Genomic DNA, 23,951 nt, shown 5'->3' with positions numbered 1-23,951 from the left:
GCACGTGCTTGGTCGCACCCGCAAGGGTTGCGGACATGGTCGGACGTATCCCTGTCATGGATGTCCACCCGGTCGTCGACCTCGGGCGGCTGCCCGCCAAGGCGACCGTCGGTGAGCCCTTCCCGGTCTCGGCGACGATCTTCCGGGAGGGACACGACAAGCTCGGTGCCGACGTGGTGCTCACGTCGCCGACGGGGGTGAGACAGGACCCGGTGCCGCTGGTCAAGCAGACCGACCCGGTCGACCGGCACCTCGCGTGGGTCACCCCCGACGCCCCGGGCCTGTGGACCTTCGAGGTGCGCGCGTGGTCGGACCCGGTGGCCACCTGGCAGCACGCCACCGGCATCAAGGTGCCGGCCGGCATCGACGTCGAGCTGATGTTCGCCGAGGGCGCACTGCTGCTCGAGCGCGTCCGTGCCGAGGTCACCGACCCCGCCGACGCCGTGGTGGTCGAGGGCGCCCTGGCCGCGGCCACCGACACCGCCCGGCCCGCCGAGGCGCGGCTGGCCCAGCTGCAGGCCGACGACGTGGTGCGGGTGCTGACGGCCCACCCGCTGCGCGACCTGCTCTCCGTCGCCGGCCCGTTCCGGGCGTACGCCGACCGCGAGCGCGCGCTCGTCGGCAGCTGGTACGAGTTCTTCCCCCGTTCCGAGGGCGCCCACGTCGACGAGAAGACCGGCACGGTCGTCAGCGGCACCTTCCGCACCGCGGCGGAGCGGCTCGACGCCGTGGCCGCGATGGGCTTCGACGTCATCTACCTGCCGCCGATCCACCCGATCGGCGAGGTCAACCGCAAGGGCCCCAACAACACCCTCACCCCCGGGCCTGACGACCCGGGCTCGCCGTGGGCCATCGGCAGCAAGGACGGCGGCCACGACGCCATCCATCCCGACCTGGGCGACTTCGACGACTTCGACGCCTTCGTGGCCCGGGCCGGTGAGCTCGGGCTCGAGGTCGCGCTCGACCTGGCCCTGCAGGCGGCACCCGACCACCCGTGGGTCACCAGCAACCCGCAGTGGTTCACCACCCGCGCCGACGGCACCATCGCCTACGCCGAGAACCCGCCGAAGAAGTACCAGGACATCTACCCGGTCAACTTCGACAACGACCCCACCGGCATCTGCCGCGAGGTGCTGCGCATCGTCAAGCTGTGGATGCGCCACGGCGTGCGCATCTTCCGCGTCGACAACCCGCACACCAAGCCGCTGCAGTTCTGGGAGTGGCTGCTGGGCGAGGTGCGCCGCACCGACCCCGACGTGGTGTTCCTCTCCGAGGCGTTCACCAAGCCGCCGATGATGCACGGCCTCGGCGCGGTCGGCTTCCAGCAGAGCTACACCTACTTCACCTGGCGCACCGCCCGCTGGGAGATCGAGGACTACCTGCGCGAGGTCTCCAGCGAGTCCGACCACGTGATGCGGCCCAACTTCTTCGTCAACACCCCCGACATCCTCCACGAGTACCTCCAGTACGGCGGCCCGGGCGCGTTCAAGGTCCGTGCGGCCCTGGCGGCGCTGTCGGTCCCCAGCTGGGGCATGTACGCCGGGTACGAGCTCTTCGAGCACGTCGCGGTCAAGCCGGGCAGCGAGGAGTACCTCGACTCGGAGAAGTACCAGGTCCGCATCCGCGACTGGGAGGCCGCCGAGGCCGAGGGACGCTCGCTGGCGCCGTACGTGACGCGGCTCAACGAGATCCGGCGCAGCCACCTGGCCCTGCAGCGGCTGCGCAACATCACCATCCACGGCGCCGACGACGAGAACGTCCTGGTCTTCTCCAAGACCGCGACGCTGCCCGACGGCACCGACGACACGGTGCTGGTGGTGCTCAACCTCGACCCGCACGCCGCCCGCGAGACCACGGTGCACCTCGACATGCCGGCGCTCGGGCTCGACTGGTCCGACACCTTCGCCGCGCACGACGAGATCACCGGCCAGACCTGGACCTGGGGCGAGCACGACTACGTGCGGCTCGACCCCCACCACGAGCCCGCGCACGTGCTGCACGTGAGGAGGACCGCGTGACCGACGAGCAGACGCTCCCGACCCCCACGCAGGAGATCGAGGTCGGCCCGGCCACGACCGGCGAGCCCGTCGAGCAGCCCATCGGGCCCGCCTCGCCGGGCGAGGCGGCCAACCAGACCCCCGAGTGGTTCAAGACCGCGGTCTTCTACGAGGTGATGGTCCGCAGCTTCCGCGACTCCAACGGCGACGGCACCGGCGACTTCAAGGGCCTCATCGAGAAGCTCGACTACCTGCAGTGGCTCGGCGTCGACTGCCTGTGGGTGCCGCCGTTCTTCGCCTCGCCGCTGCGCGACGGCGGCTACGACGTCGCCGACTACACCGACATCCTCCCCGAGGCCGGCACGGTCGACGACTTCCACCTGCTGCTCGACGAGGCCCACGCCCGCGGCATCCGGGTCATCATCGACTTCGTCGCCAACCACACCAGCGACCAGCACCCGTGGTTCCAGGCCAGCCGCACCGACCCCGACGGCCCCTACGGCGACTTCTACGTCTGGTCCGACACCGACGAGAAGTACTCCGACGCGCGGATCATCTTCGTCGACACCGAGCCGTCCAACTGGACCTGGGACCCGGTGCGCCAGCAGTACTACTGGCACCGGTTCTTCCACCACCAGCCCGACCTCAACTACGAGAACCCGAAGGTCCACGACGCGATCCTCGAGGCCATCTCGTTCTGGTTCGACATGGGCCTCGACGGGTTCCGCCTCGACGCGGTGCCCTACCTGTACGTCCGTGAGGGCACCAACGGCGAGAACCTCCCCGAGACGCACGACTTCCTCAAGAAGGTCCGGTCCTACGTCGACGAGAAGTACCCCGGCAAGGTGCTGCTCGCCGAGGCCAACCAGTGGCCCGCCGACGTCGTCGACTACTTCGGCGACTTCGAGTCCGGCGGCGACGAGTGCCACATGTGCTTCCACTTCCCGGTGATGCCCCGCATCTTCATGGCGGTGCGCCGCGAGTCGCGCTACCCGATCTCGGAGATCCTCGAGCAGACGCCGCCGATCCCCTCGGGCTGCCAGTGGGGCATCTTCCTGCGCAACCACGACGAGCTCACGCTCGAGATGGTCAGCGACGAGGACCGCGACTACATGTGGGACGAGTACGCCAAGGACCCCCGCATGAAGGCCAACATCGGCATCCGCCGGCGTCTGGCCCCGCTGCTCGACAACGACATCAACCAGATCGAGCTGTTCAACGCGCTGCTGCTCTCGCTGCCCGGCTCCCCCGTCCTGTACTACGGCGACGAGATCGGCATGGGCGACAACATCTGGCTCGGTGACCGCGACGGCGTGCGCACGCCGATGCAGTGGACCCCCGACCGCAACGCCGGCTTCTCCTCCGCCACCCCCGGCAAGCTGTTCCTGCCGGCCATCCAGGACCCGGTCTACGGCTACCAGAGCGTCAACGTCGAGTCGCAGCTGGAGAACCCCTCCTCGCTGCTGCACTGGAACCGCCGGATGATCCACGCCCGGCGCCAGCACCCGGCGTTCGGCCTGGGCGAGTTCCACGACCTCGGCGGCTCCAACTCCTCGGTGCTCTCCTACACCCGCGAGCACCAGGGCGACATCATCTTGTGCGTCAACAACCTCTCGCGCTTCCCGCAGCCGGTCGAGCTCGACCTGCGGCGCTTCGAGGGGATGGTGCCGGTCGAGCTGCTCGGCGGCGTCGAGTTCCCGCGCATCGGCGAGCTGCCCTACCTGCTCACGCTGGCGTCGTACGGCTTCTACTGGTTCCGGCTGGTGCCGAGCGAGACCCCCGACGAGGGGGTGCTGCTGTGAGGGACTACTCGCGCTACTTCTCCGACGTCGTCGAGGTCTCCCACATCGAGCCGCAGGTCTTCGTCGACTACGTCGGCCGGACCCGCTGGTTCGGCGGCAAGGGCCGGCCCTTCGCCGTCTCCGGTGTACGCCGGGTGGGCGGCCTGGGCAGCGGCACCGCGGACCGGTGGCCGCACGTCGACGTGCTGCTGGTCGAGCTGACCTACGGTGACGTGCCCGCGGGCGGCGACGACGCGGTCGAGCTCTACCAGGTGCCGCTGACCTACTACGCCGAGCCCGAGCACCGCCTCGACCACGCCTTCCTGGGCTGGTGGGAGGACCCCCGGCACGGCTGGGTGCACGCCTACGACGCCCTGCACGACCGGGAGGCGACGCGGCTGTGGCTGGAGGCCTTCGGCGCGGCCGACGAGCGGCCGGGCGAGGACGACGGCCTGACCTTCCGCACCCTGCCGGGCCACGAGCTCGACCTCGGGGCCACGGGCACGCTGTTCAGCGGCGAGCAGTCCAACTCCTCGATCCTCTACGGCGAGGACTCGGTGCTCAAGCTGTTCCGCAAGATCACCCCGGGCCCCAACCCCGACATCACCACGCACGACGCGCTGACCCGCAAGGGGTCGACGCAGGTGGCCCACCTCTACGGCTGGGTCGAGGCCGGCGAGACCCACCTCGGCATGCTCCAGCAGTTCCTGCGCACCGCCACCGACGGCTTCGACCTCGCCCTGACCAGCGTGCGCGACCTGCTGGCCGACCCGGACGTCGAGGCCCGCGAGGCCGGTGGCGACTTCTCCGGAGAGGCCGGGCGGCTCGGGGAGGCCCTGGCCGAGGTGCACGCCGACCTGCGCGAGGCCTTCGCGACCTCGACGGTGCCGGCGGGACAGGTGGCCGGGGTGATGGTCCAGCGGCTTCGCCGCGCGGTCGGGATCGTGCCCGGGCTGGGCGACCACGTCGCGGCCCTGGAGGCGCTCTACGGCCGCCTGGCCGACCTCGGCGACGTCGACGTGCAGACCGTGCACGGTGACCTCCACCTCGGCCAGACCCTGCGCACCTCGGCGGGCTGGAAGATCGTCGACTTCGAGGGCGAGCCGGCCAAGACCCTGGCCGAGCGGGTGCTGCCCGACTCGCCCTGGCGCGACGTCGCCGGGATGCTGCGGTCCTTCGACTACGCCCCGCACGTCGCGGCCCGCCAGCGCGAGGACGACCCCGAGGGCTCGGCCGAGCGCCAGGCGCGGGGTGTCGAGTGGACCGAGCGCCAGCAGCGCTACTTCCTCACCGCCTACGCCGGCGGGGACCTGAGCGACGAGCAGCGCACGCTCGTCGACGCCTACACCGCCGACAAGGCGGTCTACGAGACCATCTACGAGACCCGCAACCGGCCGACCTGGGTGGACATCCCGCTCGCGGCCGTGGCGCGGATCGGAGCCGCATGAGCCCGTCCAGCACGCCCACCCCGAACGGCGCCCCCGCCGCCCAGCCCGCCCGGCCCGCCGAGGTCCCCCGCGGCGAGCTCGACCAGGTCGTGCGCGGCGACCACGGCCACCCGCACGCGATCCTCGGGCCCCACCTCGACGCGGGGGTCTGCACCTTCCGGGTGCTCAAGCCGCTCGCCCGGAGCGTCACCGTGCGCTTCGGGGACACCGAGGTGCCGCTCGAGCACGAGCACGGCGGCATCTGGGTCGGCGCGGTCGCGCTCGACTCCGTGCCCGGCTACCGGCTCCTGGTCGACCACGGCCAGGGCGCCGTCGAGGTCGACGACCCCTACCGCTTCCTGCCGACCCTGGGCGAGGTCGACCTGCACCTGGTCAACGAGGGTCGCCACGAGAACCTCTGGCAGGTCCTCGGCGCCCGCGTGCACCGCTACGAGGAGCCCCTCGGCGGCACCGTGACCGGCACGTCCTTCGCGGTCTGGGCGCCGGGCGCCCGCGCGGTGCGGGTCAAGGGCGACTTCAACTCCTGGGACGGGCGCGAGCACCCGATGCGCCAGCTCGGCCGCTCCGGCGTCTGGGAGCTGTTCGTGCCCGGGGCGGGCTCCGGCACGACGTACAAGTACGTCGTGCTGGGCGCCGACGACCAGTGGCGCGAGAAGGCCGACCCGATGGCGGCGCACGCCGAGGTCGCGCCCGACACCGCCTCGCGGGTCTTCGAGTCCTCCCACCAGTGGGGCGACCAGGAGTGGATGGCGGCGCGGGCCGCCAAGAACCCCATCGACGAGCCCATGTCGGTCTACGAGATGCACCTGGGCTCGTGGAAGCGGCACCCGGGCGGGCGGTTCTGGTCCTACGACGAGCTGGCCGACGACCTGGTGCCCTACCTGGCCGACCTCGGGTTCACCCACGTCGAGCTGATGCCGGTCATGCAGCACCCGTTCGGCGGCTCGTGGGGCTACCACGTGACGTCGTACTTCGCGACCGACAGCCGCTACGGCGACCCCGACGGCTTCCGGCGACTCGTCGACCGGCTCCACCAGGCCGGCATCGGCGTCATCCTCGACTGGGTGCCCGGCCACTTCGCCACCGACGAGTGGGCGCTGGCCCGCTTCGACGGCACCCCGTTGTACGAGGACCCCAACCCCCAGCGCGGCTGGCACCAGGAGTGGGGGTCCCACATCTTCAACTTCGGCCGGCCCGAGGTGCGCAACTTCCTCTACGCCAACGCGCTGTACTGGCTGGAGGAGTTCCACGCCGACGGGCTGCGCGTCGACGGCGTCGCCTCGATGCTCTACCTCGACTACGCCCGCGAGGAGGGCGAGTGGACGCCCAACAAGCACGGTGGGCGCGAGAACCTCGAGGCGGTGCAGTTCCTGCAGGAGATGAACGCCACCGTCTACCGGCGGGTGCCCGGCATCTGCACGATCGCCGAGGAGTCGACCTCGTGGCCCGGCGTGACTGCGCCGACGTCCGAGGGCGGCCTGGGGTTCGGGTTCAAGTGGAACATGGGCTGGATGCACGACACGCTCGACTACCTCGCGCGCGAGCCCGTGCACCGGCAGTGGCACCACCACGACCTGACCTTCGCCATCACCTACGCCTGGACCGAGAACTTCGTCCTCCCGCTGTCGCACGACGAGGTCGTGCACGGCAAGGGCTCCCTGCTGCGCAAGATGCCCGGCGACCGCTGGCAGCAGCTGGCGTCCCTGCGGGCCTACTACGCCTTCATGTGGGCCCACCCGGGCAAGCAGCTGCTGTTCATGGGCGGCGAGATCGGCCAGGAGTCGGAGTGGGCCGAGTCCCGCGAGCTCGACTGGTGGCTGCTCGAGCACCCCGAGCACCGCGGGCTCAGCGGCCTGGTGCGCGACCTCAACCGGGCCTACGTCGAAACCCCGGCCGCCTGGTCCTTCGACGTCTCCCCCGGCTCGTTCGAGTGGGTCGACGCCGACGACGCCGGTCGCAACACCTACTCCTTCGTCCGCCGCGCCGCTCCGGACTCGGGCGAGCCCGACCTGGTGTGCATCACCAACTTCGCCGCCACGCCGCACGACGGCTACCGCGTCGGCCTGCCCGCGGCCGGGCTGTGGGCCGAGGTGCTCAACACCGACGCGTCGTCGTACGGCGGGTCGGGGGTCGGCAACCTCGGCTCGGTGCTCGCGGTCGAGGGCCACCACGGCTCGATGCCCGCGCACGCCGACATCGTCGTGCCCCCGTTGGCGACGCTGTGGCTGCGGCGGCAGGCGCCAGCGCGTCCGGCGGCGGCCGGTGGGGCGGGGTCGCCCGCGACCGACTCCCCGAAGCCCCCGACTAGCCTGGAGCCGTGACCGACCAGCCGACCCTGACCGACGGGACGGTCACCCTCCGGCCCTGGCGCGACAGCGACGTGGCGGCCGCCGAGGCCGGCCACGACGAGCTGATCGCCCGGTGGCTGGGCGAGGGCACGCCCGTCGGTCGGCCCGACGACGAGCCGGGCGTGGTGGCCTTCGTGGTCGAGCACGACGGCCAGGTCGTCGGCTCGGTCGTGCTGCAGCGCGAGGACGGCGACAGCGCCGGCGTCCGGTGGGCGCTGTACGCCGGGCACCGCCACCGCGGGTACGCCACCCGCGCCACCCGCGTGGTCGTCGACTGGGCCCTGACCGGCCGCGAGCAGGGCGGCCTGGGCCTGTCGCGGGTGCACGCGCGGGTCGACGCCGACAACGAGGCGTCGCTGCGGGTCGCCACCCGCAGCGGCCTGCGCCGCGAGGGCGTGCAGCGCGTCGTCGCCGGCACCGGCGAACGCCCCGAGGCCGAGGCCTACGTCGTCCTGTCGCGGCTGAGCACCGACCCGCCGCTCAGCGAGCCCGGCGCCTTCCGCGCGCTGCTCAACTCCTTCCTGCCCCGCAAGCGCGCCATCGCCCAGGTGCTGGTCCGCGACTCCGCCGGACCCGACGCCCGGGTGCTGCTGTGCGGCCTGACCTACAAGCAGGACTGGGACCTGCCCGGCGGCGTCGTCGAGGTCGGCGAATCGCCCCAGCTCGCGGCGGCCCGCGAGGTCGAGGAGGAGCTCGGGTTCCGGGTCTCCGCCGACCGGCTCCTGCTCACCGACTGGCTCCCGCCGTGGGGCGGCTGGGACGACGCCCTGTGCCTGGTCTTCGACGGCGGCGTCCGTGACGACATCGACCCCGCCCGCCTGCACCTGCAGGCCCGGGAGATCCGGGCCGCGGAGTTCTGCACCCCCGAGCAGGTCGCCGACCGGTGCGCCGACTTCACGGCCCGTCGCATCACCGCCGCCCTGGCCGCGCTCACCGGCGGCGCGTCGTACACCGAGAGCGGGCGGTAGCCCCGCCTGTCCACGTACCCCCGGGGGTGTGTAGGAACTCCCGGGCAAGCGCGGGAATCCCCGGTCAGCCGGGGTTTCCTCCGGTCCGAGCTGGCCAGGGAAAACTTGCGCTGGTCAGGCGTTGCATTGCCCACCCAGCGCGAGGATTCCCTGGCTAGCCGGAGGAACACCCGGTCGACCGGATGTTCCGCGACCCGGACTCCCCGGGCCGCGCTCACCGCCCGGCGCGTCGTGCACCGCGAGCGGGCGGCGGTCCCGCGCCGGAGCGTCAGTCCTCCGGATGACCGGAGGTCTTGCTGGCCCCGCCGGGCCGATCCTCAGCGCCGCAGCGCCGCCTTCTCGTACGCCGGGCCGCGCTCGTCGGGGAGGACGTCGCGGACGAGCGCGGTGGCACCGGCGATGGCGGCGGGCATGATGAGCACGCCGCCGAGCGGCACGAGGAAGCAGGCCTGGGTGACGATCCCGAAGCCGTGCAGGGTGCGGCGGTGGGGGTGGAGCAGCTCGCGCTGGGCGGGCTTGTCGAAGCCGCGGGCGGCGAGGGGGTTCTCGACGAGGTCGCGGGCCAGCATCCGGCCGGACAGGACCAGGCCGAGCACCACGGCCAGCACCGGTCCGACGACGGGGACGAACCCGCTGACCAGCACCAGCAGCGAGATGCCGAGGCCGACGAGGCTGAGCTTGAGGCCGTCGCGCAGCGACTCCCAGAACCCGAGGCCGTCGCCGAGCTTGACCGGGCCGAGCAGGTCCTCGCTGGCGCGCCAGATGTGCTCGTAGAACGGGTCGCCGACGGCGAGGGTGAGGCCGGTGAACGTCGACGCCGCGAGCACCAGCGCGGCCAGCACGAGGGCCAGCCCGAGGCCCCAGCGGAGCACCGAGCGCAACGGGTCGGACCAGTCGTCGGCGAACGGCGTCATCCAGGCTGCGACGTCGCCGAGCTGGGTGACCAGCAGGACGAACAGGCCGGCGAGGACGACGAAGACGATGACCGCCGGCACCATGCCGAGCAGCAGCAGGCGCGGGCGCTGCCGCAGCAGCCGCCACCCCTGCCCGAGGAACGCGGCGCCGTCGAGGTAGGCGCGCACGGCCGCGGCCTAGAAGAGCGCCGAGGCGAGGTTGCGGCGGGCGGCCAGGACGCGCGGGTCGTCGTTGCCGACGGCGGCGAACAGGCCGATGAGGTGCTCGCGGGCCTTGTCGCGCTCCTTGTCGGCGGTGACCCGCACCAGCTCGATGAGCCGGCCGAAGGCCTCCTCGACGCGGCCGTCGACGAGGTCGACGTCGGCGGCCAGGGTCTGCGCCTCGACGTCGGCCGGGGCCGCGTCGGCCGCGGCGTGCGCGGCGGCCGGGTCGGCGGCGTACGCCCGCTGGATGACCTTGGCCATGGCCAGGCCCGCGGCGGCGCCGTGGTCGGCGGGGTTGGCGTCGACGAGCTTCTGGTACTCCGCCACGGCGGTGTCGATGTCGTCGCGGGCGAGGGCGTCCTCGGCGGCGGCGTAGCGCGGGTCGCCCGCGGGCTCCTCGTCGCCCTCGGCCGCGGGGCCGGCGTGGCTCTGCGGCTGGTGGCGCCCGGTCACGCCCTGGGCGGTGAGCTGCTGGCCGAGCTGCTGGAGCAGGGTCTGCAGCTCGTCGCTCGGCACCACGCCCGGGATGGGTTGGGTGACCGGGCGGCCGTCGAGCAGCACCAGCAGCACCGGCACCTGCTGGATCTGCAGCGCCTGCCCGACCTCCGGGGAGGTGTCGAGGTCGACGAGACCGGCCAGGAACCGGCCTTCGTACTGCTCGACCAGCGCCGCCACGTCCTGGGCGTACGTCGCGCTCTCGGGCGAGCGGGACCCGGCGTAGACGACGAGGAGGACGGGCGCGGTCATCGAGGCCTCGGCGACGTCCTGCAGGGTCTGCGCGGTCACCTCGACGGCGTAGGCGCCCAGGCCCGGCGCGCCCCCGCCGGCGCTGCCCCCGTTGGGCGTGACGGGGCCCGCCCCGGCGCCCGGCGGCGGGGAGGCCTGTCGCGAGAGGCCGGAGAGGTCGATGGCGCCACGGCGGGTGAACGGCTGCTGCGTCATGGGGTCCATCGTAGGGACCGGCGGGCGTTCACCTGCCGTTGGCCCGCAGCGTCCCGATCCTGTCCCTGGCCCGTGGCAGGGTGAGGCCATGACGACGCTTTCTCGGGCGCGCCTGGTCGCCCTGCCCACCCTGCTGCTCCTCGGCGCCGGTCTCCTCGCCGCGACCCCCGCGCCGGCCGACGCCGAGCGCGGGCACGGGCCGGGGCACGGGCCTGGGCAGGGGCCTGGGCAGGGACCCACGGACCACACGGTCCGGTTCCAGACCTTCAACGCCTCGCTCAACCGCGCCACCGCGGGCCAGCTGGTCTCCGACCTCTCCACCGGCACCGACGCCCAGGCCCGCACCGTGGCCGAGGTCGTGCAGCGCACCCGGCCCGACGTGCTGCTCCTCAACGAGCTCGACTACGAGCCCGGCAACCGCGCGGTCGACCTGTTCCGCGACAACTACCTCGAGGTCGGCCAGGGTGGCGCCCGCCCGATCGAGTACCCCTACGTCTTCGTCGCGCCGTCCAACACCGGCGTGGCCAGCGGGTTCGACCTCGACGGCAACGGCACCGTCGGGGGCGGCAACGACGCCTACGGGTTCGGCGACTTCGAGGGCCAGTACGGCATGGCCGTGCTGAGCCGCTACCCGATCGACGTCGGCGCGGTGCGCACCTTCCAGCAGTTCCGCTGGGCCGACATGCCCGGTTCGCTGCTGCCGACCGGCTTCTACTCCCCCGCCGAGCAGCGGGTGCTGCGGCTGTCGAGCAAGTCGCACTGGGACGTGCCCGTCCGCATCGGTCGGCGGACCGTCCACTTCCTCGTCTCCCACCCCACCCCGCCGACGTTCGACGGCCCCGAGGACCGCAACGGCCGGCGCAACCACGACGAGATCCGCTTCTGGGCCGACTACGTGCGCGGGGGCCGGGCGGCGTCGTACGTGTACGACGACCGCGGGCAGCGTGGCGGCCTCGCGCCGGGCGCGCGGTTCGTCGTCGCCGGTGACCAGAACGCCGACCCGCTCGACGGCGACTCGGCCGACGCCGCGATCGACCAGCTGCTCGACAGCCCCGCGGTCCAGGACCCGCGGCCCACGTCGGCCGGCGGCCGCGAGGCGGCGGTCCGGCAGGGCGGGGCCAACCTGGCCCACCGCGGCGACCCGGCGCTCGACACCGCCGACTTCGCCGACTCCCCCGCCCCGGGCAACCTGCGCGCCGACTACGTCCTGCCGTCGCGCCGCGGGCTGCAGGTGCGCGACGCCGGTGTGTTCTGGCCGGTGCCGTCCGACCCGCTGTCGCGGCTGACCGGCGAGTTCCCGTTCCCCTCCTCCGACCACCGCGCGGTCTGGGTGGACGTCCGGGTGCGCTGAGCCGACGCCGACCACGACGGGGCCACCGGCTGCTGGGGCCTAGCAGAAGCCGGTGGTGGTGGAGGCGAAGTCGACGGTGTCGGACTCGACCACGCTGACCAGGTAGACACACAGTGCCGCTCGGCCGTCGGTGCCGAGCGCCTGCCAGCGCTGCTGCGACTGGCTGCGGGACACGAAGCCGGGGTCTTGTCCCCTGACGGTGTGCAGCGTCCAGCGAGGCCCGTCGCCGCGCAGCTCGATCCGGCGCGCGGCCGTGGCCGTCGGGAGTCCCCCCAGTCCGTCCAGGAACGACTCCGGGAGCTCCTCGCGCAGCTCGCCGGCGGTGATCGGGCCCGGGCGCGGGAACGTGAGCACGACCGCGGCCGCCGCCAGCACCGCCACCGCGACCCACGCCAACCGGAGCTCGACAGTGGCGCCAGGGGTGAGCCGGTGCGCGTCGGGGTGGACCCACCGTCGCCGGGCTCGCCGGGCGAGGGAGGCCTCGCTGCGAGCCCCGACCAGGCGCACGAGCGCCACGAGCAGGACGACGACCGAGGAGCCGAGGACGACGAGCACAGGCCTCCCTTCCGCCGCGACCGGCCGGGCAAACCCGGGGACGGCCATGGCCCGACCAGGAGGACCAGACGGTCAGTCGGCGAGGAGGCGGTCGGCGGCGGCGTACGGGTCGGACTCGCCGCTGACCACCGCGGCGGCGAGCCGGTCGAGCTCGGCGTGGCCGCCGAGGTCGGCCCAGCGCGACCGGAGGGCCGCCACGGCGATGGCCTCGATCTCGGCGCGGGCCCGGCGCTCGCGGCGGCGGACCAGCGCCCCGGACGCCTGCGACCAGGTGCGGTGCTCGTCGAGGGCCGCCACGACCTCGGCGACGCCGTCGCCGGTCTGGGCGCTGGTCTTCAGGATGGGGGGCCGCCAGGCGCCCTCGCGGCGCTCGGCCAGGGCGAGCATGGAGCGCAGGTCACGGGCGACCTGGGCGGCTCCGTCGCGGTCGGCCTTGTTGACGACGTAGACGTCACCGACTTCGAGGATGCCGGCCTTGGCGGCCTGGATGCCGTCCCCCATCCCGGGGGCGAGGAGCACGACCGTGGAGTCGGCGAGCCCGGCGACCTCGACCTCGCTCTGGCCGACGCCGACGGTCTCGACCAGCACGACGTCGTACCCCGCCGCGTCGAGCACGCGCACGGCCTGCGGGGTCGACCACGACAGGCCGCCGAGGTGGCCGCGGGCGGCCATGGAGCGGATGTAGACCCCGTCGTCGTCGGCGTGGTCGCCCATCCGCACCCGGTCGCCCAGGAGCGCACCGCCGGAGAACGGCGACGAGGGATCGACGGCCACCACGCCGACCGTGCGCCCCGCGGCCCGCAGGGCGCGCACCAGGGCGTTGGTCGAGGTGGACTTGCCGACGCCGGGCGCGCCGGTGATGCCGACGACCTGCGCCCGCCCCGTGTGCGGGGCGAGCGCGGCGGTGACCTCGCGCAGGGCCGGGGACTCGTCCTCGACCAGCGAGATCAGCCGCGCGACGGCCCGGGACTGGCCGTCCCGGGCCCGCGCGACGAGGTCGGGTACGTCGACCCGGCCCCGGCTGGTCCTGCTACTGCTGCGGGACACGCACGATCAGGGCGTCGCCCTGGCCGCCGCCGCCGCACAGCGCGGCCGCCCCGACGCCGCCGCCGCGGCGCTGCAGCTCGAGGGCGAGGTGGAGCACGACCCGGGCGCCGGACATGCCGACCGGGTGGCCCAGGGCGATGGCGCCGCCGTTGACGTTGACCTTGTCCTCGTCGATGCCGAGGGAGCGGGCCGACTCGATGCCGACCGCGGCGAAGGCCTCGTTGAACTCGACCAGGTCGAGGTCCTTCGGGTCGATGCCCTCCTTGGCGCAGGCCTTGGCGGTGGCGTTGGCCGGCTGCAGCTGCAGCGTGGAGTCGGGGCCGGCGACCATGCCGTGGGCGCCGATCTCGGCCAGCCAGGTCAGGCCGAGCTCCTCGGCCTTGGCCTTGCTCATCACGACCACGGCGCAGGCGCCGTCGGAGATCTGCGAGGCCGAGCCGGCGGTGATGGTGCCGTCCTTGGCGAACGCCGGGCGCAGCTTGCCGAGCGACTCGGCGGTGGTGTCGCCGCGCACGCCCTCGTCCTGGGAGACCACGACCGGGTCGCCCTTGCGCTGCGGGATCGAGACCGGGACGACCTCGTCGTCGAACAGGCCGTTCTTCCACGCCTCGGCGGCCTTCTGGTGCGAGCCGGCGGAGAAGGCGTCCTGCTCCTCGCGGGACAGGTTGGTGCCCGCGGCGTTGCACTGCTCGGTCAGCGCGCCCATGGCCTGCTGGGTGGCCTGGTCGAACAGGGCGTCGTAGGCCATCGAGTCGACGAGCGCGGTGTCGCCGTACTTGAAGCCCTGCCGCGACTTGGGCAGCAGGTGCGGGGCGTTGGTCATCGACTCCATGCCGCCGGCGACGATGATGTCGGCCTCGCCGGCGCGGATCATCTGGTCGGCGGTGGCGATCGCGTTGAGGCCCGAGAGGCACACCTTGTTGATGGTGATCGAGGGCAGCGAGAGCGGCAGACCGGCCGCGATGCCCGCGGTCCGGGCGGGGTTCTGGCCGGCGCCGGCGAGGATGACCTGGCCCATGATGAGGTAGTCGACCTGGTCGCCGCCGACCCCGGCCTTCTCCAGCGCGGCCTTGATGGCGACGCCACCCAGGTCGGCCGCCGAGAGAGACGTGAGGCCGCCGAGCAGGCGACCGATCGGCGTACGCGCACCGGCGACGATGACGGATCCGGACATGAGAGGTCCTCCACGAGTGGGTGGGTCTGAGGTGTGGCCGAGGTTACCGATCATTCACCGGACCGCACCCGGTGTCCGCGGAGGCGAGCGTCACAATGCGGCCATGACGCTGGAGATCCCGCCGCACCTGTTCACCGCCATCGACCACGTCGGCATGGCCGTGCCCGACCTCGACGTGGCCATCGCCTTCTACCGCGACACCTTCGGCATGGAGCTGGCCCACCAGGAGACCAACGAGGAGCAGGGCGTGCGCGAGGCGATGATGGCGGTCGGTGACTCCGGCTCCCACGTGCAGCTGCTGGCGCCGTTGAGCGAGAGCTCGACGATCGCGAAGTTCATCGACCGCAACGGCCCCGGCTGCCAGCAGGTCGCCTACCGCGTCACCGACGTCGAGCAGGTGAGCGCGATCCTGCGCGAGCGCGGCCTGCGGCTGCTGTACGACGCCCCCAAGCGCGGCACGTCGGACTCGCGCATCAACTTCGTGCACCCCAAGGACGCCGGCGGCGTGCTCGTCGAGCTGGTGGAGCCGGCGGCCGGCGGCGCCGCGCACTGACGCCGCCCGTCCCGCTCCGGCGGGACCGGTGAGACGTGCCGCACAGTCGACCCAAGCACGGGTTACCGGCCGGTACGTTGCGGTCTGGTCACGACCGACCGCCTGCCGACCACCTCCAGGAGGGCCCACCCGTGCAGCACATCCTCGACGCCATCCAGGCCGCCAGCGCCGATCCGAGCAGCGCGACCAGCGAGGACTTCGCCAACCTCGCCCTGCCCGAGTCCTACCGGGCCGCGACGGTGCACAAGGACGAGGTCGACATGTTCGAGGGCATCGCGACCCGGGACAAGGACCCCCGCAAGTCCATCCACGTCGAGGACGTGCCGCTGCCCGAGCTCGGCCCCGGCGAGGCGTACGTCGCCGTGATGGCCTCGGCCATCAACTACAACACGGTGTGGACCTCGATCTTCGAGCCCGTCTCCACCTTCGGCTTCCTCGAGCGCTACGGCCGGGTCTCCGAGCTCACCAAGCGCCACGACCTGCCCTACCACGTGGTCGGCTCGGACCTCGCCGGCGTCGTCCTCAAGACCGGGCCCGGCGTCACCGCCTGGAAGCCGGGCGCCGAGGTCGTCGCGCACTGCCTCTCGGTCGAGCTCGAGGACCCCGCCGGCCACGACGACTCGATGATGGACCCCCAGCAGCGCATCTGGGGCTTCGAGACCAACTTCGGGGGCCTCGCCCACATCGCCCTGGTCAAGTCCAACCAGCTGCTCCGCAAGCCCGCCCACCTGACCTGGGAGGAGGCCGCCTCCCCCGGCCTGGTCAACGCCACCGCCTACCGCCAGCTGGTGTCGAAGAACGCCGGCCAGATGAAGCAGGGCGACAACGTGCTGATCTGGGGCGCCTCCGGCGGCCTGGGCGGGTTCGCGACGCAGTACGCCCTCAACGGCGGCGCCAACCCGGTCTGCGTGGTCTCCAACGAGGAGAAGGCCAAGATCGTGCGCTCCATGGGCGCCGAGATGGTCATCAACCGCTCCGAGGAGCAGTGGCAGTTCTGGAACGAGGAGGGGACCAAGCAGAACCCCAAGGAGTGGCAGCGCCTCGGCAAGCGCATCCGCGAGCTGACCGGCGGCGAGGACATCGACATCGTCTTCGAGCACCCCGGCCGCGAGACCTTCGGCGCCTCGGTCTACGTCACGCGCAAGGGCGGCACCATCACCACCTGCGCCTCGACGACCGGCTACCTCCACGAGTACGACAACCGCTACCTGTGGATGAACCTCAAGCGCATCGTCTCCAGCCACTTCGCCAACTACCGCGAGGCCTACGAGGCCAACCGCCTCATCGACCAGGGCAAGATCCACCCGACCCTGTCGCGGACCTACACCCTCGACGAGGTGGGCCAGGCCTCGCTCGACGTGCACCACAACGCCCACCAGGGCAAGGTCGGCGTGCTGTGCCTGGCGCCCGAGGAGGGTCTCGGCGTCCGCGACCACGAGAAGCGGGCCCTGCACCTCGACGCCATCAACCGGTTCCGCGGGGTCTGACCGGGCCCTCCCCGCGACCCCTCGGCCCACCCCACCGCACGTCGTACGGCGCCTCCTCGGCCCCGGTCGGACAACCGACCGGGGCCGAGACGCGTCTCACGACGTGCACCAGCCGTGCGCCGCCGGGTCGGGGTGGGATCGGGGGCCTCCATCGGACAGGATGGGACCTCGCCGACTTCCCCGGCGAGCTCACTCCCTTCCCAGTCACCCCCGACCCGAGCGAGGTTCACCGCATGAGCGACCGAGGCCTGTCCATCTTCGACGAGGAGCCGGACGAGACCGAGGGGGCGTCCACCGCGAGCCCGGGCGCCGACAACGACGGCGAGCGCACCCAGGTCATCCCCGTGACGACCGGGGGCGCCGCCCCGCCGACCGGCGCCGCCGGCCGGCCCTCCGCCCCGCCGCGCGGTCCCGCCCAGGGCGGCGCCGCTCCCACCAGCCGCCCCCAGCCGTCCGCGACGCCCCAGGGCGGCGCCCGCCCGGTCATCCCGCCCGCCCAGGCCTCGGGCGCCCCGGCTGGCGGCGCCACCACCGCCGCGCAGAGCACCTTCCCCGTCGTGCGGCGGGGCGGCTACGACAAGGCCGCCGTCGACTCCCGCGTCCGGCAGCTCAGCAGCGAGAAGGCCGGCCTGTCGGCCAGCCTGACCGAGTCCGAGCGCCGCGTGCTCGAGCTGGAGAAGCAGCTCGGTGACCTGCGCAGCCAGCTGGCGGAGCAGAAGTCGCCGTCGTACGCCGGGCTCGGCGGGCGCGCGAGCACCATGCTGCGCCTGGCCGAGGAGGAGGCCGACGAGATCCGCGCCGCCGCCCAGCGCGACGCCGCCGACATCAAGGCCCAAGCCGAGCGCGACGGCAAGGCGATCCGCGCCGAGGCCAACCGCGAGGTCGAGGACATGAAGGTCGTCCAGCTCAAGGAGCTCGACGACGCCCGGTCCCGCCTTGCCGCCGACACCGAGCAGGAGCGGACGCTCGCCCAGGCCGAGGCCGCCGACATCGTCGCCGCCGCGCAGCGCGAGGCCGACCAGGTGCGGCTGGCCGCGCAGCAGGAGACCAGCGAGATGCGCACCCGCGCGACCCGTGAGGTCGAGCAGGCCCGGGCCGCGGCCGACCGCGAGGTCCAGGAGGCCCGCCGCACGCTGGCGGTGGAGAAGGAGCGGCTGGCCCGCGAGGCCACCGACCACCACAACACCGCCGTCGCCGAGACCAAGCGGCTCGTCGAGGAGGCCGAGCGACGTGCCGAGGCCGCCGAGAAGCGGGCCGCCGAGACCACCCAGCGGGCCGCCGAGTCCCGCGCCGCGTCGGCGGCCGAGGCCGAGAGCGTCGTCCAGCGAGCCAAGCGCGAGGCCGAGCAGATCGTCTCCGCCGCCCAGCAGCAGGCCGAGGCCATCACCGCCGGCGCCGACGACACCGTCGCCCGCGAGATCGCGGCCAAGCGCAACGAGCTCGACCGGCTCGTCAAGCGGCGTGACTCCATCACCGCCCAGCTGGCGTCGCTGCGCGACGTGGTCGCCGGCTTCGGCAGCGACGACGGCGCCGACGACGCGACGCCGGCTGACGAGGCCGACACGAAGTGAGCCGGCCGCCCGGTCCGGGTGCCGACGACGCCGCCGCGGACCTCGCGGCCGACGTCGCCGACGCCGCCGACCGGGCGGAGGTCGCCGCCGAGCGGGCCGAGGAGTCGGCCGTGGTCGCCACGGCGGCGGCCCGGTCGGCGGGCCCGGCCGGGCCCGCCGCCGCGGGCGCGGCCGGCGTACCCGTCGACGAGTTCGGGCGGCCGGGCAAGCCGTTCGTCAAGCGCAACCCGTTCTACCTCGGGTTCGTCGGGGCGCTGGGCGCGCTGACGGCGTGGTTCCTGTTCACCGCGATCACCAGCATCGGCTCGGTGCTGATGCTGATCGTGGTCTCGATGTTCCTGGCCGCGGGCCTCGACCCGGCGGTGCGCGTCCTGCAGCGCCGGGGCCTGAGCCGGGCCTGGGCCTGCGCGGCGGTCATCGTGGCCGTGCTGCTGGTCGTGGTCTCGTTCGTGCTGGCCATCGTGCCGGTGATCGCCGACCAGACCGCGGCCCTGACCGCCAACGTGCCCCACTGGGTCGACGAGCTCGAGCGCAACGAGCGGGTGCAGCAGCTCGACGAGGAGTTCCAGGTCCTCGACAAGGCGCGCGAGTACGTCAGCGGCGGCACCTTCATCTCCGGGCTGTTCGGTGGCGCCGTCGGCGTCGGTCTGGCCGTGCTGTCGGCGCTGTTCAACGCGTTCGTGGTGGTGGTGCTGACCCTGTACTTCCTGGCCTCCCTGGAGACGACCAAGCAGGCCCTCTTCCGCCTCGCCCCCGCCTCGCGCCGCGAGCGCGTCACCCGCCTCGGCGACCGGATCGTGCGCAACATCGGCGGCTACGTCTCCGGGGCCGTCGTGGTCGGCCTGTGCGCCGGCCTGACCTCCCTGGTGTTCCTGTTCATCATCGGCCTCGGCGAGTACGCCGTCGCGCTGGCCGTCGTGGTCGCCCTGCTCGACCTGATCCCGATGATCGGCGCCACCATCGGCGCCGTGGCGGTCACGGCCATCGCGTTCGCCTCCGACGTCAACGCCGGGATCGCCTGCATCGTGTTCTACGTGATCTACCAGCAGGTCGAGAACTACGTGATCTACCCGCGCGTCATGCGCAGGTCGGTCGACGTCCCCGGCGCCGTGACGGTCATCGCGGCCCTCATCGGCACCGCCCTGCTCGGCGTCGTCGGCGCCCTGCTCGCCGTCCCTACCGCCGCCGCGATCCTGCTGCTGCTGCGCGAGGTCGTGGTGCGCAACCAGGACGAGCGGTAGCCGGCCCGTTTCCCGCACCCTGCGATCGCGTCCCGGTGCCCGAGGCAGCGGTGACCTGGCGACCGAACCCGACCCACCAGACGTCGCTACCTCACCCCCACCCCAGGTCGGGCTGGACCGAGGCAGGCCTGGAGGGCGGGTCAGACCCGGACCTCGGCCTCCGCGGGAGCGGCGACGACGTCGCGCTCGCCGAGCTTGACGCCGATGACGCCGGCGACGACGAGCGCGCCGCCGAGCAGCTGCACGGGGGCCGGGAGCTGGCCGAGGAGGAGCCAGGCCCAGATGACGCCGGCGAGGACCTCGCTGAGCGCGACGAACGACGCCAGGCGGGAGCCGAGGCGGCGGCCGGCGGCGATGCCGGTGACGTAGGCGACGGCGGCGGTGACCAGGCCCAGGACCGGCAGGGGGAGCCACCAGGCGACGTCGAGGCCGGCGTAGGTGACGTCGGTGGACGCCGAGCGCATCGGCAGGAGCCCCACGAGGCCGAGGGCGCCGAGGAGGGCGGCGCCGACCACGAGGCCGCCCGCAGCCAGGCTCAGCGGCGGGAGACCGGTGGTGTCGTCGCTGCCGATGACGAAGTACGCCGCGCAGCCGACCATCGCGCCGAGAGCCCAGAGCACCCCGACGATGCTGAGGTCGGCACCCGAGAGCAGGTCGAGGACCAGCACGAGGCCGAGTGCGCACACGGCGGCCCCGAGCAGCGTGATCCGGCCCGGGCGCTGCCCGTGGCGCAGCCACAGCCAGACCACGACCGCGGCGGGCGCGGTGTACTCGATCAGCAGGGCCGGGCCGACCTCCATGTGGGCCACCGCGGAGAAGTAGCAGAACTGGGCGCCGGCGACCGCCAGGACGCCGTACAGGGTGATCTTCCCGGCGTTGTCGCGGACGAGGTGCCACCGACCGCGCAGGGCGCGGACCCCGAAGGGCACCACGATGAGCGCGCCGAGGGCGATCCGGATGAGGACGACGGCGCCGGGGGTCCAGCCGGCATCGAGCAGCGGGCGCGCCAGTGCGCCGGACAGGCCGAAGGAGAAGGCGGAGGCGAGGGCGAGGAGCAGGCCCGCCGCGGGCCGGCTCCCGGACACCGCGGGCACGCGGGTGTCATCGGTCAACGTCGTCATGGGACATGACAGTAGGAGGCGTGGGGTAATCTGTCAAAGTGGTGTTCGCCCATGACGTCGAGATCGCCCTGCAGGCCGCGACCGCGCTGGCCAACAGCGCGCTGCCGCCGGAGACCATGACCACGGTCGAGGAGCTGGCGATGTTCTTCGACGATTACTCCTACTCCGGCCGCCACGACCTCGACGAGGCCGAGCTGGAGGGCGTCCTGGCCCTGCGCGGCGAGCTGCGCGACCTGCTCACCGCCACCCGCGAGGACGCCGTCGTGATCGTCAACCGGATGCTGGCCGAGGAGCAGGCGCTCCCCCAGCTGGCCCGCCACGACGGCTTCGACTGGCACCTGCACGCCATCGACCCCGACGCCCCGCTCCCCGCCCGCATCCGGGTCGAGACCGCGATGGCCATGATCGACGTGATCCGCGCCGACGAGCTCTCCCGGCTCGGCCTGTGCGCCGACGACGAGTGCGAGGGCGTCGTGCTCGACCTCTCCCGCAACCGCTCGCGGCGTTTCTGCTCCACCTCCTGCGGCAACCGCAACGCCGTCGCCGCCTACCGGGCCCGCCAGTCCGGCACCTGAGGTCGTACGACGCCACCCCACCCGGCCGGGTGACCGGACGAGGACGGCCCCCACGGGTGGTCCGGCCGGTGCACAGCCGTGCCTACCGTCCAGTACATGACCACCGTGAGCAGGACGTTCACCACCACGGCCGACCCCGAGACGGTCGTGGACTACCTCAAGGACTTCTCCCACGCCGAGGCGTGGGACCCGGGCACCGAGGAGTGCCACCAGGAGACGCCAGGCGAGATCGGTGTCGGCACCCGGTGGCACAACAAGAGCAAGATCGCGGGCGTCAGCACCGAGCTGACCTACACCCTCGAGACGCTCACGCCGGGCCGCATCGTCTTCGTCGGGCGCAACGACTCCGCCGAGACGACCGACACCATCACCGTGACCGCCAAGCAGCAGGGCAGCGAGGTCACCTACGAGGCCGTCATCGAGCCGAAGGGCGTCGGCAAGCTCGGCGAGCCGATCCTCAAGCTGCTCTTCGAGCGCATCGGCACCAAGACCGAGGAGAAGCTGGTCGAGGTGCTCGACGGGCTCGCCGCATGAGGCGCGTACGCCGCCGCCGGGCCCTCGAGGCCGCGCCGGAGACCGGACGTCCGCTCGCCCCCGCGTGGCCCGGCATCGTCGAGGACGAGGTCGTCGTCGGCGACCGCAGCGTGCGGGTGCTGCGCGTGGCGGGGCGGCACGGGTCCGGCCCCGGCGAGCCGCAGCTGCTGGTGCACGGGCTGGGCGCGTCGGCGGTCACCTGGGTCCAGGTCATGGAGGGCCTCGCCGAGCGCGGCCCGGTCGTGGCCCTCGACCTGGCCGGCTTCGGCGGCACCCGCGCCACTCCTGACGACCACCTCACCGTGGACGAGCACGTCGAGCTGGTGCTCGGCTGCGCGGACGCCCTGGGCTGGTCGCGCTTGACCCTGCACGGCAACTCCATGGGCGGACTGGTGTCGGTCCTGGTGGCAGCCGCGCACCCTGAGCGCGTCGAGCGGGTGGTGCTGGTCTCCCCCGCCCTGCCGCCGTCGTTCCCGCTCGAGCTGCTCCGGCCCTCGCGAGCCACCATCGGCGGGTTCGCCCCGATCGTGGCCTCCAGCGGCGTCGCGGCGGCCCTCGGCCTGCTGCGCCTGGCGCCCGAGGCCCTCGACCAGCGGCGCCAGCGGGCCCTGCTCGGGCTCATCTTCGGCTCCCCCGACGACATCGACCCCGACCTGGTCGACCTGATGGCGGCCGAGTTCGCGCCCGACCGGGAGGGTGCGACGCCCGAGGAGCGGCGCCGGGCGCTGCTGTCGTCGCTGTGGTCGATCGCTCAGTCATGGATCGACCCCCGCCGGGTCTGGCGGGCCATCGACGCCGTCGAGGCCCCCACGATGGTCGTCGGCGGCACCCTCGACGCCCTCGTCCCGGCCCGGGTGCTGCGCCAGGTGCTCGCTCGCCGCCGCGACTGGGAGGGCCACGTGCTCGACGACCGCCGGCACGCGCTCATGCTCGAGGACCCCGAGGCCTACCTCGAGCTCGTCACCGCCTGGTACGCCGACGCCCCGGCCGCGCGGGTCGGCTGAGCGCACCGACCCACCCCTCTGCACCGACCACTCACCCCCGCAGGTGTCGGGATCGGCCCGCGCCGCGGACTACGAAGGACGACATGACCGACAACGCACTGACCGACGACCAGCTCACCGCCGTGCAGGCCGTGATCGACCGCGTCTCCTCCTGGCAGGACGGCGCCACCGAGGGCACCCTCGAGTCCGAGGTCCGCAAGGGCCTCGACGAGGTCGGCCTGACCCTCGACGACGACCAGGTCGCGAAGGTCGTCGCGGCCCTCGAGGCTGACAAGGGCGAGGCCGACGCCCGGGCCGCCCTGGCCTGACCGACCCGCTCCAGCCGCCGTCGTGCGCGCCTCAGCAGGAGCGAGGCGTGTACGACGGCGCCAGGTCGAGGTCGCGCAGCACCACCGGGTGCGTGGCGCCCCAGCGGGCGCAGCCGCGCCGGAAGTCGACCGCGCGGTACTCCACCATCACCACGCGCCGCCCGTAGTGGCGCACGTAGCGCCCGCACTCGTCGTACTGAGCGCACGACTCCGCCACCGCGAAGTCGAACCCGATCCGGGTGCCGTCGTAGCCGGCGAGGTTCTTCTGGCCGGCGGCCAGCCCCGCGCGGTGCGCGGCGTGCACGAGGAGCTGGGCGAAGGCGATCGCGTCCTCACGGTCGAGCAGCCCGCCGGACCGGGTGAAGGAGTCGAGGTTGTCGTACTCGACGGCGTCGAACCCCGACCGGGCACAGCCCTGCACCCACCGACCGACGATCGCGGCCAGGCGCTGCCGCTTGCGAGGCGTCCGCAGGTCCAGCAGCCACTCACCCCACGCCTCGTCGACCACCGGGCGGCCGTCCTCCTGGAGCACCAGGCCCCACCGCGCCCGCCAGAACCGCTTGGCGTCGGGCTGGGTCTGGAAGCCGTTGACGTAGCACACGTCGTACGCCGCCCCGGCCGGTCGGGCGGTGCGGTCGCGCACCACGATGCCGACGCCGGGCGGGACGGCGTCGGGTCCGCCGAGCTGGTAGTCGGCCTCGGTGCCGACGGGCAGCGGGCGCACCGCCGCCCGGGCCGGGCCCGCGGGACCGAGCAGGACCGCGGCGAGCGTCAGGACGAGGAGGCAGAGGAACGGACGGCGCACCCCTGGAGGATAGGAGGAGCCCC

Annotated in this window: 21 protein-coding genes; 14 read left to right on the top strand and 7 right to left on the bottom strand. The window is 73.3% G+C overall.

Annotated elements, in window-relative coordinates; translation table 11 throughout:
* The first annotated feature begins 35 nt into the window (after window positions 1-35).
* The 5 genes from FJQ57_RS06355 to FJQ57_RS06335 are packed head-to-tail and all read left to right on the top strand — an operon-like array spanning window position 36 to window position 8,542.
* Window positions 36-2,018 carry an alpha-1,4-glucan--maltose-1-phosphate maltosyltransferase gene (locus tag FJQ57_RS06355; protein ID WP_139978315.1) on the top strand — a complete coding sequence of 661 codons (1,983 nt, stop codon included), beginning with the start codon at window positions 36-38 and terminating at the stop codon, window positions 2,016-2,018.
* A complete protein-coding gene (treS, locus tag FJQ57_RS06350; protein WP_425465414.1) occupies window positions 2,015-3,799 on the top strand; it encodes a maltose alpha-D-glucosyltransferase in 1,785 nt (594 codons plus the stop codon). Before FJQ57_RS06355 ends, treS begins: the two co-directional genes overlap by 4 nt.
* Window positions 3,796-5,226, top strand: coding sequence for a maltokinase N-terminal cap-like domain-containing protein (locus FJQ57_RS06345; protein ID WP_139978314.1), 1,431 nt, complete (start codon window positions 3,796-3,798; stop codon window positions 5,224-5,226). Before treS ends, FJQ57_RS06345 begins: the two co-directional genes overlap by 4 nt.
* Window positions 5,223-7,547 (top strand): 1,4-alpha-glucan branching protein GlgB, encoded by a 2,325-nt coding sequence (glgB, locus tag FJQ57_RS06340; RefSeq protein ID WP_139978313.1) that lies wholly within the window; start codon window positions 5,223-5,225, stop codon window positions 7,545-7,547. Before FJQ57_RS06345 ends, glgB begins: the two co-directional genes overlap by 4 nt.
* Window positions 7,544-8,542 carry an NUDIX hydrolase gene (locus FJQ57_RS06335; protein ID WP_246081614.1) on the top strand — a complete coding sequence of 333 codons (999 nt, stop codon included), beginning with the start codon at window positions 7,544-7,546 and terminating at the stop codon, window positions 8,540-8,542. The genes glgB and FJQ57_RS06335 overlap by 4 nt, the downstream gene beginning before the upstream one ends.
* Before the next feature lie 317 nt (window positions 8,543-8,859).
* On the opposite strand, the gene FJQ57_RS06330 is transcribed toward FJQ57_RS06335, so the two are convergent.
* On the bottom strand, window positions 8,860-9,624 hold the full coding sequence (locus tag FJQ57_RS06330; protein WP_139978312.1) for an EI24 domain-containing protein: 765 nt from the start codon (window positions 9,622-9,624) through the stop codon (window positions 8,860-8,862).
* A 9-nt stretch (window positions 9,625-9,633) separates the two neighbouring features.
* Window positions 9,634-10,602 (bottom strand): co-chaperone YbbN, encoded by a 969-nt coding sequence (locus FJQ57_RS06325; RefSeq protein WP_139978311.1) that lies wholly within the window; start codon window positions 10,600-10,602, stop codon window positions 9,634-9,636.
* Window positions 10,603-10,690: 88 nt separating this feature from the next.
* Between FJQ57_RS06325 and FJQ57_RS06320 the strand changes: the two genes are divergently transcribed.
* A complete protein-coding gene (locus FJQ57_RS06320; protein WP_139978310.1) occupies window positions 10,691-11,953 on the top strand; it encodes an endonuclease/exonuclease/phosphatase family protein in 1,263 nt (420 codons plus the stop codon).
* Window positions 11,954-11,992: 39 nt separating this feature from the next.
* Here FJQ57_RS06320 and FJQ57_RS06315 read toward each other — a convergent pair whose 3' ends face one another.
* The 3 genes from FJQ57_RS06315 to FJQ57_RS06305 all read right to left on the bottom strand — a co-directional run bounded on the left by FJQ57_RS06315 (window position 11,993) and on the right by FJQ57_RS06305 (window position 14,729).
* Window positions 11,993-12,508 (bottom strand): hypothetical protein, encoded by a 516-nt coding sequence (locus FJQ57_RS06315; RefSeq protein WP_139978309.1) that lies wholly within the window; start codon window positions 12,506-12,508, stop codon window positions 11,993-11,995.
* A 72-nt stretch (window positions 12,509-12,580) separates the two neighbouring features.
* Entirely contained in the window at window positions 12,581-13,555 is a 975-nt protein-coding gene (meaB, locus tag FJQ57_RS06310; RefSeq protein WP_139978308.1) for a methylmalonyl Co-A mutase-associated GTPase MeaB, read from the bottom strand.
* The gene (locus tag FJQ57_RS06305; RefSeq protein WP_139978307.1) at window positions 13,539-14,729 is read right to left on the bottom strand and encodes an acetyl-CoA C-acetyltransferase; all 1,191 of its coding nucleotides are present in this window, start codon (window positions 14,727-14,729) and stop codon (window positions 13,539-13,541) included. Before FJQ57_RS06305 ends, meaB begins: the two co-directional genes overlap by 17 nt.
* Before the next feature lie 103 nt (window positions 14,730-14,832).
* On the opposite strand from FJQ57_RS06305, the gene mce reads away from it, so the two are divergent.
* The 4 genes from mce to FJQ57_RS06285 all read left to right on the top strand — a co-directional run bounded on the left by mce (window position 14,833) and on the right by FJQ57_RS06285 (window position 19,581).
* Entirely contained in the window at window positions 14,833-15,282 is a 450-nt protein-coding gene (gene mce, locus FJQ57_RS06300; RefSeq protein ID WP_139978306.1) for a methylmalonyl-CoA epimerase, read from the top strand.
* Between the two features lie 131 nt (window positions 15,283-15,413).
* Window positions 15,414-16,769: a crotonyl-CoA carboxylase/reductase gene (gene ccrA / locus FJQ57_RS06295; RefSeq protein ID WP_139978305.1), complete on the top strand. Its 1,356-nt coding sequence runs from the start codon at window positions 15,414-15,416 to the stop codon at window positions 16,767-16,769.
* 233 nt (window positions 16,770-17,002) lie between these two features.
* Window positions 17,003-18,340: a coiled-coil domain-containing protein gene (locus FJQ57_RS06290; protein WP_139978304.1), complete on the top strand. Its 1,338-nt coding sequence runs from the start codon at window positions 17,003-17,005 to the stop codon at window positions 18,338-18,340.
* The gene (locus tag FJQ57_RS06285; protein WP_246081613.1) at window positions 18,337-19,581 is read left to right on the top strand and encodes an AI-2E family transporter; all 1,245 of its coding nucleotides are present in this window, start codon (window positions 18,337-18,339) and stop codon (window positions 19,579-19,581) included. Before FJQ57_RS06290 ends, FJQ57_RS06285 begins: the two co-directional genes overlap by 4 nt.
* A 140-nt stretch (window positions 19,582-19,721) precedes the next feature.
* Here FJQ57_RS06285 and FJQ57_RS06280 read toward each other — a convergent pair whose 3' ends face one another.
* Window positions 19,722-20,702 (bottom strand): EamA family transporter, encoded by a 981-nt coding sequence (locus FJQ57_RS06280; protein ID WP_139978303.1) that lies wholly within the window; start codon window positions 20,700-20,702, stop codon window positions 19,722-19,724.
* A gap of 38 nt (window positions 20,703-20,740) precedes the next feature.
* On the opposite strand from FJQ57_RS06280, the gene FJQ57_RS06275 reads away from it, so the two are divergent.
* The 4 genes from FJQ57_RS06275 to FJQ57_RS06260 all read left to right on the top strand — a co-directional run bounded on the left by FJQ57_RS06275 (window position 20,741) and on the right by FJQ57_RS06260 (window position 23,123).
* Entirely contained in the window at window positions 20,741-21,277 is a 537-nt protein-coding gene (locus FJQ57_RS06275; RefSeq protein ID WP_139978302.1) for a CGNR zinc finger domain-containing protein, read from the top strand.
* A 96-nt stretch (window positions 21,278-21,373) separates the two neighbouring features.
* Window positions 21,374-21,811, top strand: coding sequence for an SRPBCC family protein (locus tag FJQ57_RS06270; RefSeq protein WP_246081612.1), 438 nt, complete (start codon window positions 21,374-21,376; stop codon window positions 21,809-21,811).
* Window positions 21,808-22,815 carry an alpha/beta fold hydrolase gene (locus FJQ57_RS06265; protein ID WP_139978301.1) on the top strand — a complete coding sequence of 336 codons (1,008 nt, stop codon included), beginning with the start codon at window positions 21,808-21,810 and terminating at the stop codon, window positions 22,813-22,815. Before FJQ57_RS06270 ends, FJQ57_RS06265 begins: the two co-directional genes overlap by 4 nt.
* 83 nt (window positions 22,816-22,898) lie before the next feature.
* Window positions 22,899-23,123, top strand: coding sequence for a hypothetical protein (locus FJQ57_RS06260; protein ID WP_139978300.1), 225 nt, complete (start codon window positions 22,899-22,901; stop codon window positions 23,121-23,123).
* A 31-nt stretch (window positions 23,124-23,154) separates the two neighbouring features.
* On the opposite strand, the gene FJQ57_RS06255 is transcribed toward FJQ57_RS06260, so the two are convergent.
* Window positions 23,155-23,928 (bottom strand): endo alpha-1,4 polygalactosaminidase, encoded by a 774-nt coding sequence (locus FJQ57_RS06255; protein WP_139978299.1) that lies wholly within the window; start codon window positions 23,926-23,928, stop codon window positions 23,155-23,157.
* Window positions 23,929-23,951 lie beyond the last annotated feature (23 nt).

Source organism: Nocardioides litoris, assembly GCF_006346315.1.
Taxonomy (GTDB): domain Bacteria; phylum Actinomycetota; class Actinomycetes; order Propionibacteriales; family Nocardioidaceae; genus Nocardioides; species Nocardioides litoris.
The sequence above is the reverse complement of the archived record's forward strand: the minus strand, read 5'-3'. Positions and strand labels throughout refer to the sequence as shown.

What these genes read in the sequence shown, in the direction of transcription:
- FJQ57_RS06265 (WP_139978301.1), top strand. Translation starts at nt 21,808, where the DNA reads ATGAGGCGCGTACGCCGCCGCCGGGCCCTCGAGGCCGCGCCGGAGACC.
- mce (WP_139978306.1), top strand. Translation starts at nt 14,833, where the DNA reads ATGACGCTGGAGATCCCGCCGCACCTGTTCACCGCCATCGACCACGTC.
- FJQ57_RS06260 (WP_139978300.1), top strand. Translation starts at nt 22,899, where the DNA reads ATGACCGACAACGCACTGACCGACGACCAGCTCACCGCCGTGCAGGCC.
- FJQ57_RS06290 (WP_139978304.1), top strand. Translation starts at nt 17,003, where the DNA reads ATGAGCGACCGAGGCCTGTCCATCTTCGACGAGGAGCCGGACGAGACC.
- FJQ57_RS06355 (WP_139978315.1), top strand. Translation starts at nt 36, where the DNA reads ATGGTCGGACGTATCCCTGTCATGGATGTCCACCCGGTCGTCGACCTC.
- FJQ57_RS06280 (WP_139978303.1), bottom strand. Translation starts at nt 20,702, where the DNA reads ATGACGACGTTGACCGATGACACCCGCGTGCCCGCGGTGTCCGGGAGC.
- glgB (WP_139978313.1), top strand. Translation starts at nt 5,223, where the DNA reads ATGAGCCCGTCCAGCACGCCCACCCCGAACGGCGCCCCCGCCGCCCAG.
- FJQ57_RS06325 (WP_139978311.1), bottom strand. Translation starts at nt 10,602, where the DNA reads ATGACGCAGCAGCCGTTCACCCGCCGTGGCGCCATCGACCTCTCCGGC.
- FJQ57_RS06320 (WP_139978310.1), top strand. Translation starts at nt 10,691, where the DNA reads ATGACGACGCTTTCTCGGGCGCGCCTGGTCGCCCTGCCCACCCTGCTG.
- FJQ57_RS06270 (WP_246081612.1), top strand. Translation starts at nt 21,374, where the DNA reads ATGACCACCGTGAGCAGGACGTTCACCACCACGGCCGACCCCGAGACG.
- FJQ57_RS06305 (WP_139978307.1), bottom strand. Translation starts at nt 14,729, where the DNA reads ATGTCCGGATCCGTCATCGTCGCCGGTGCGCGTACGCCGATCGGTCGC.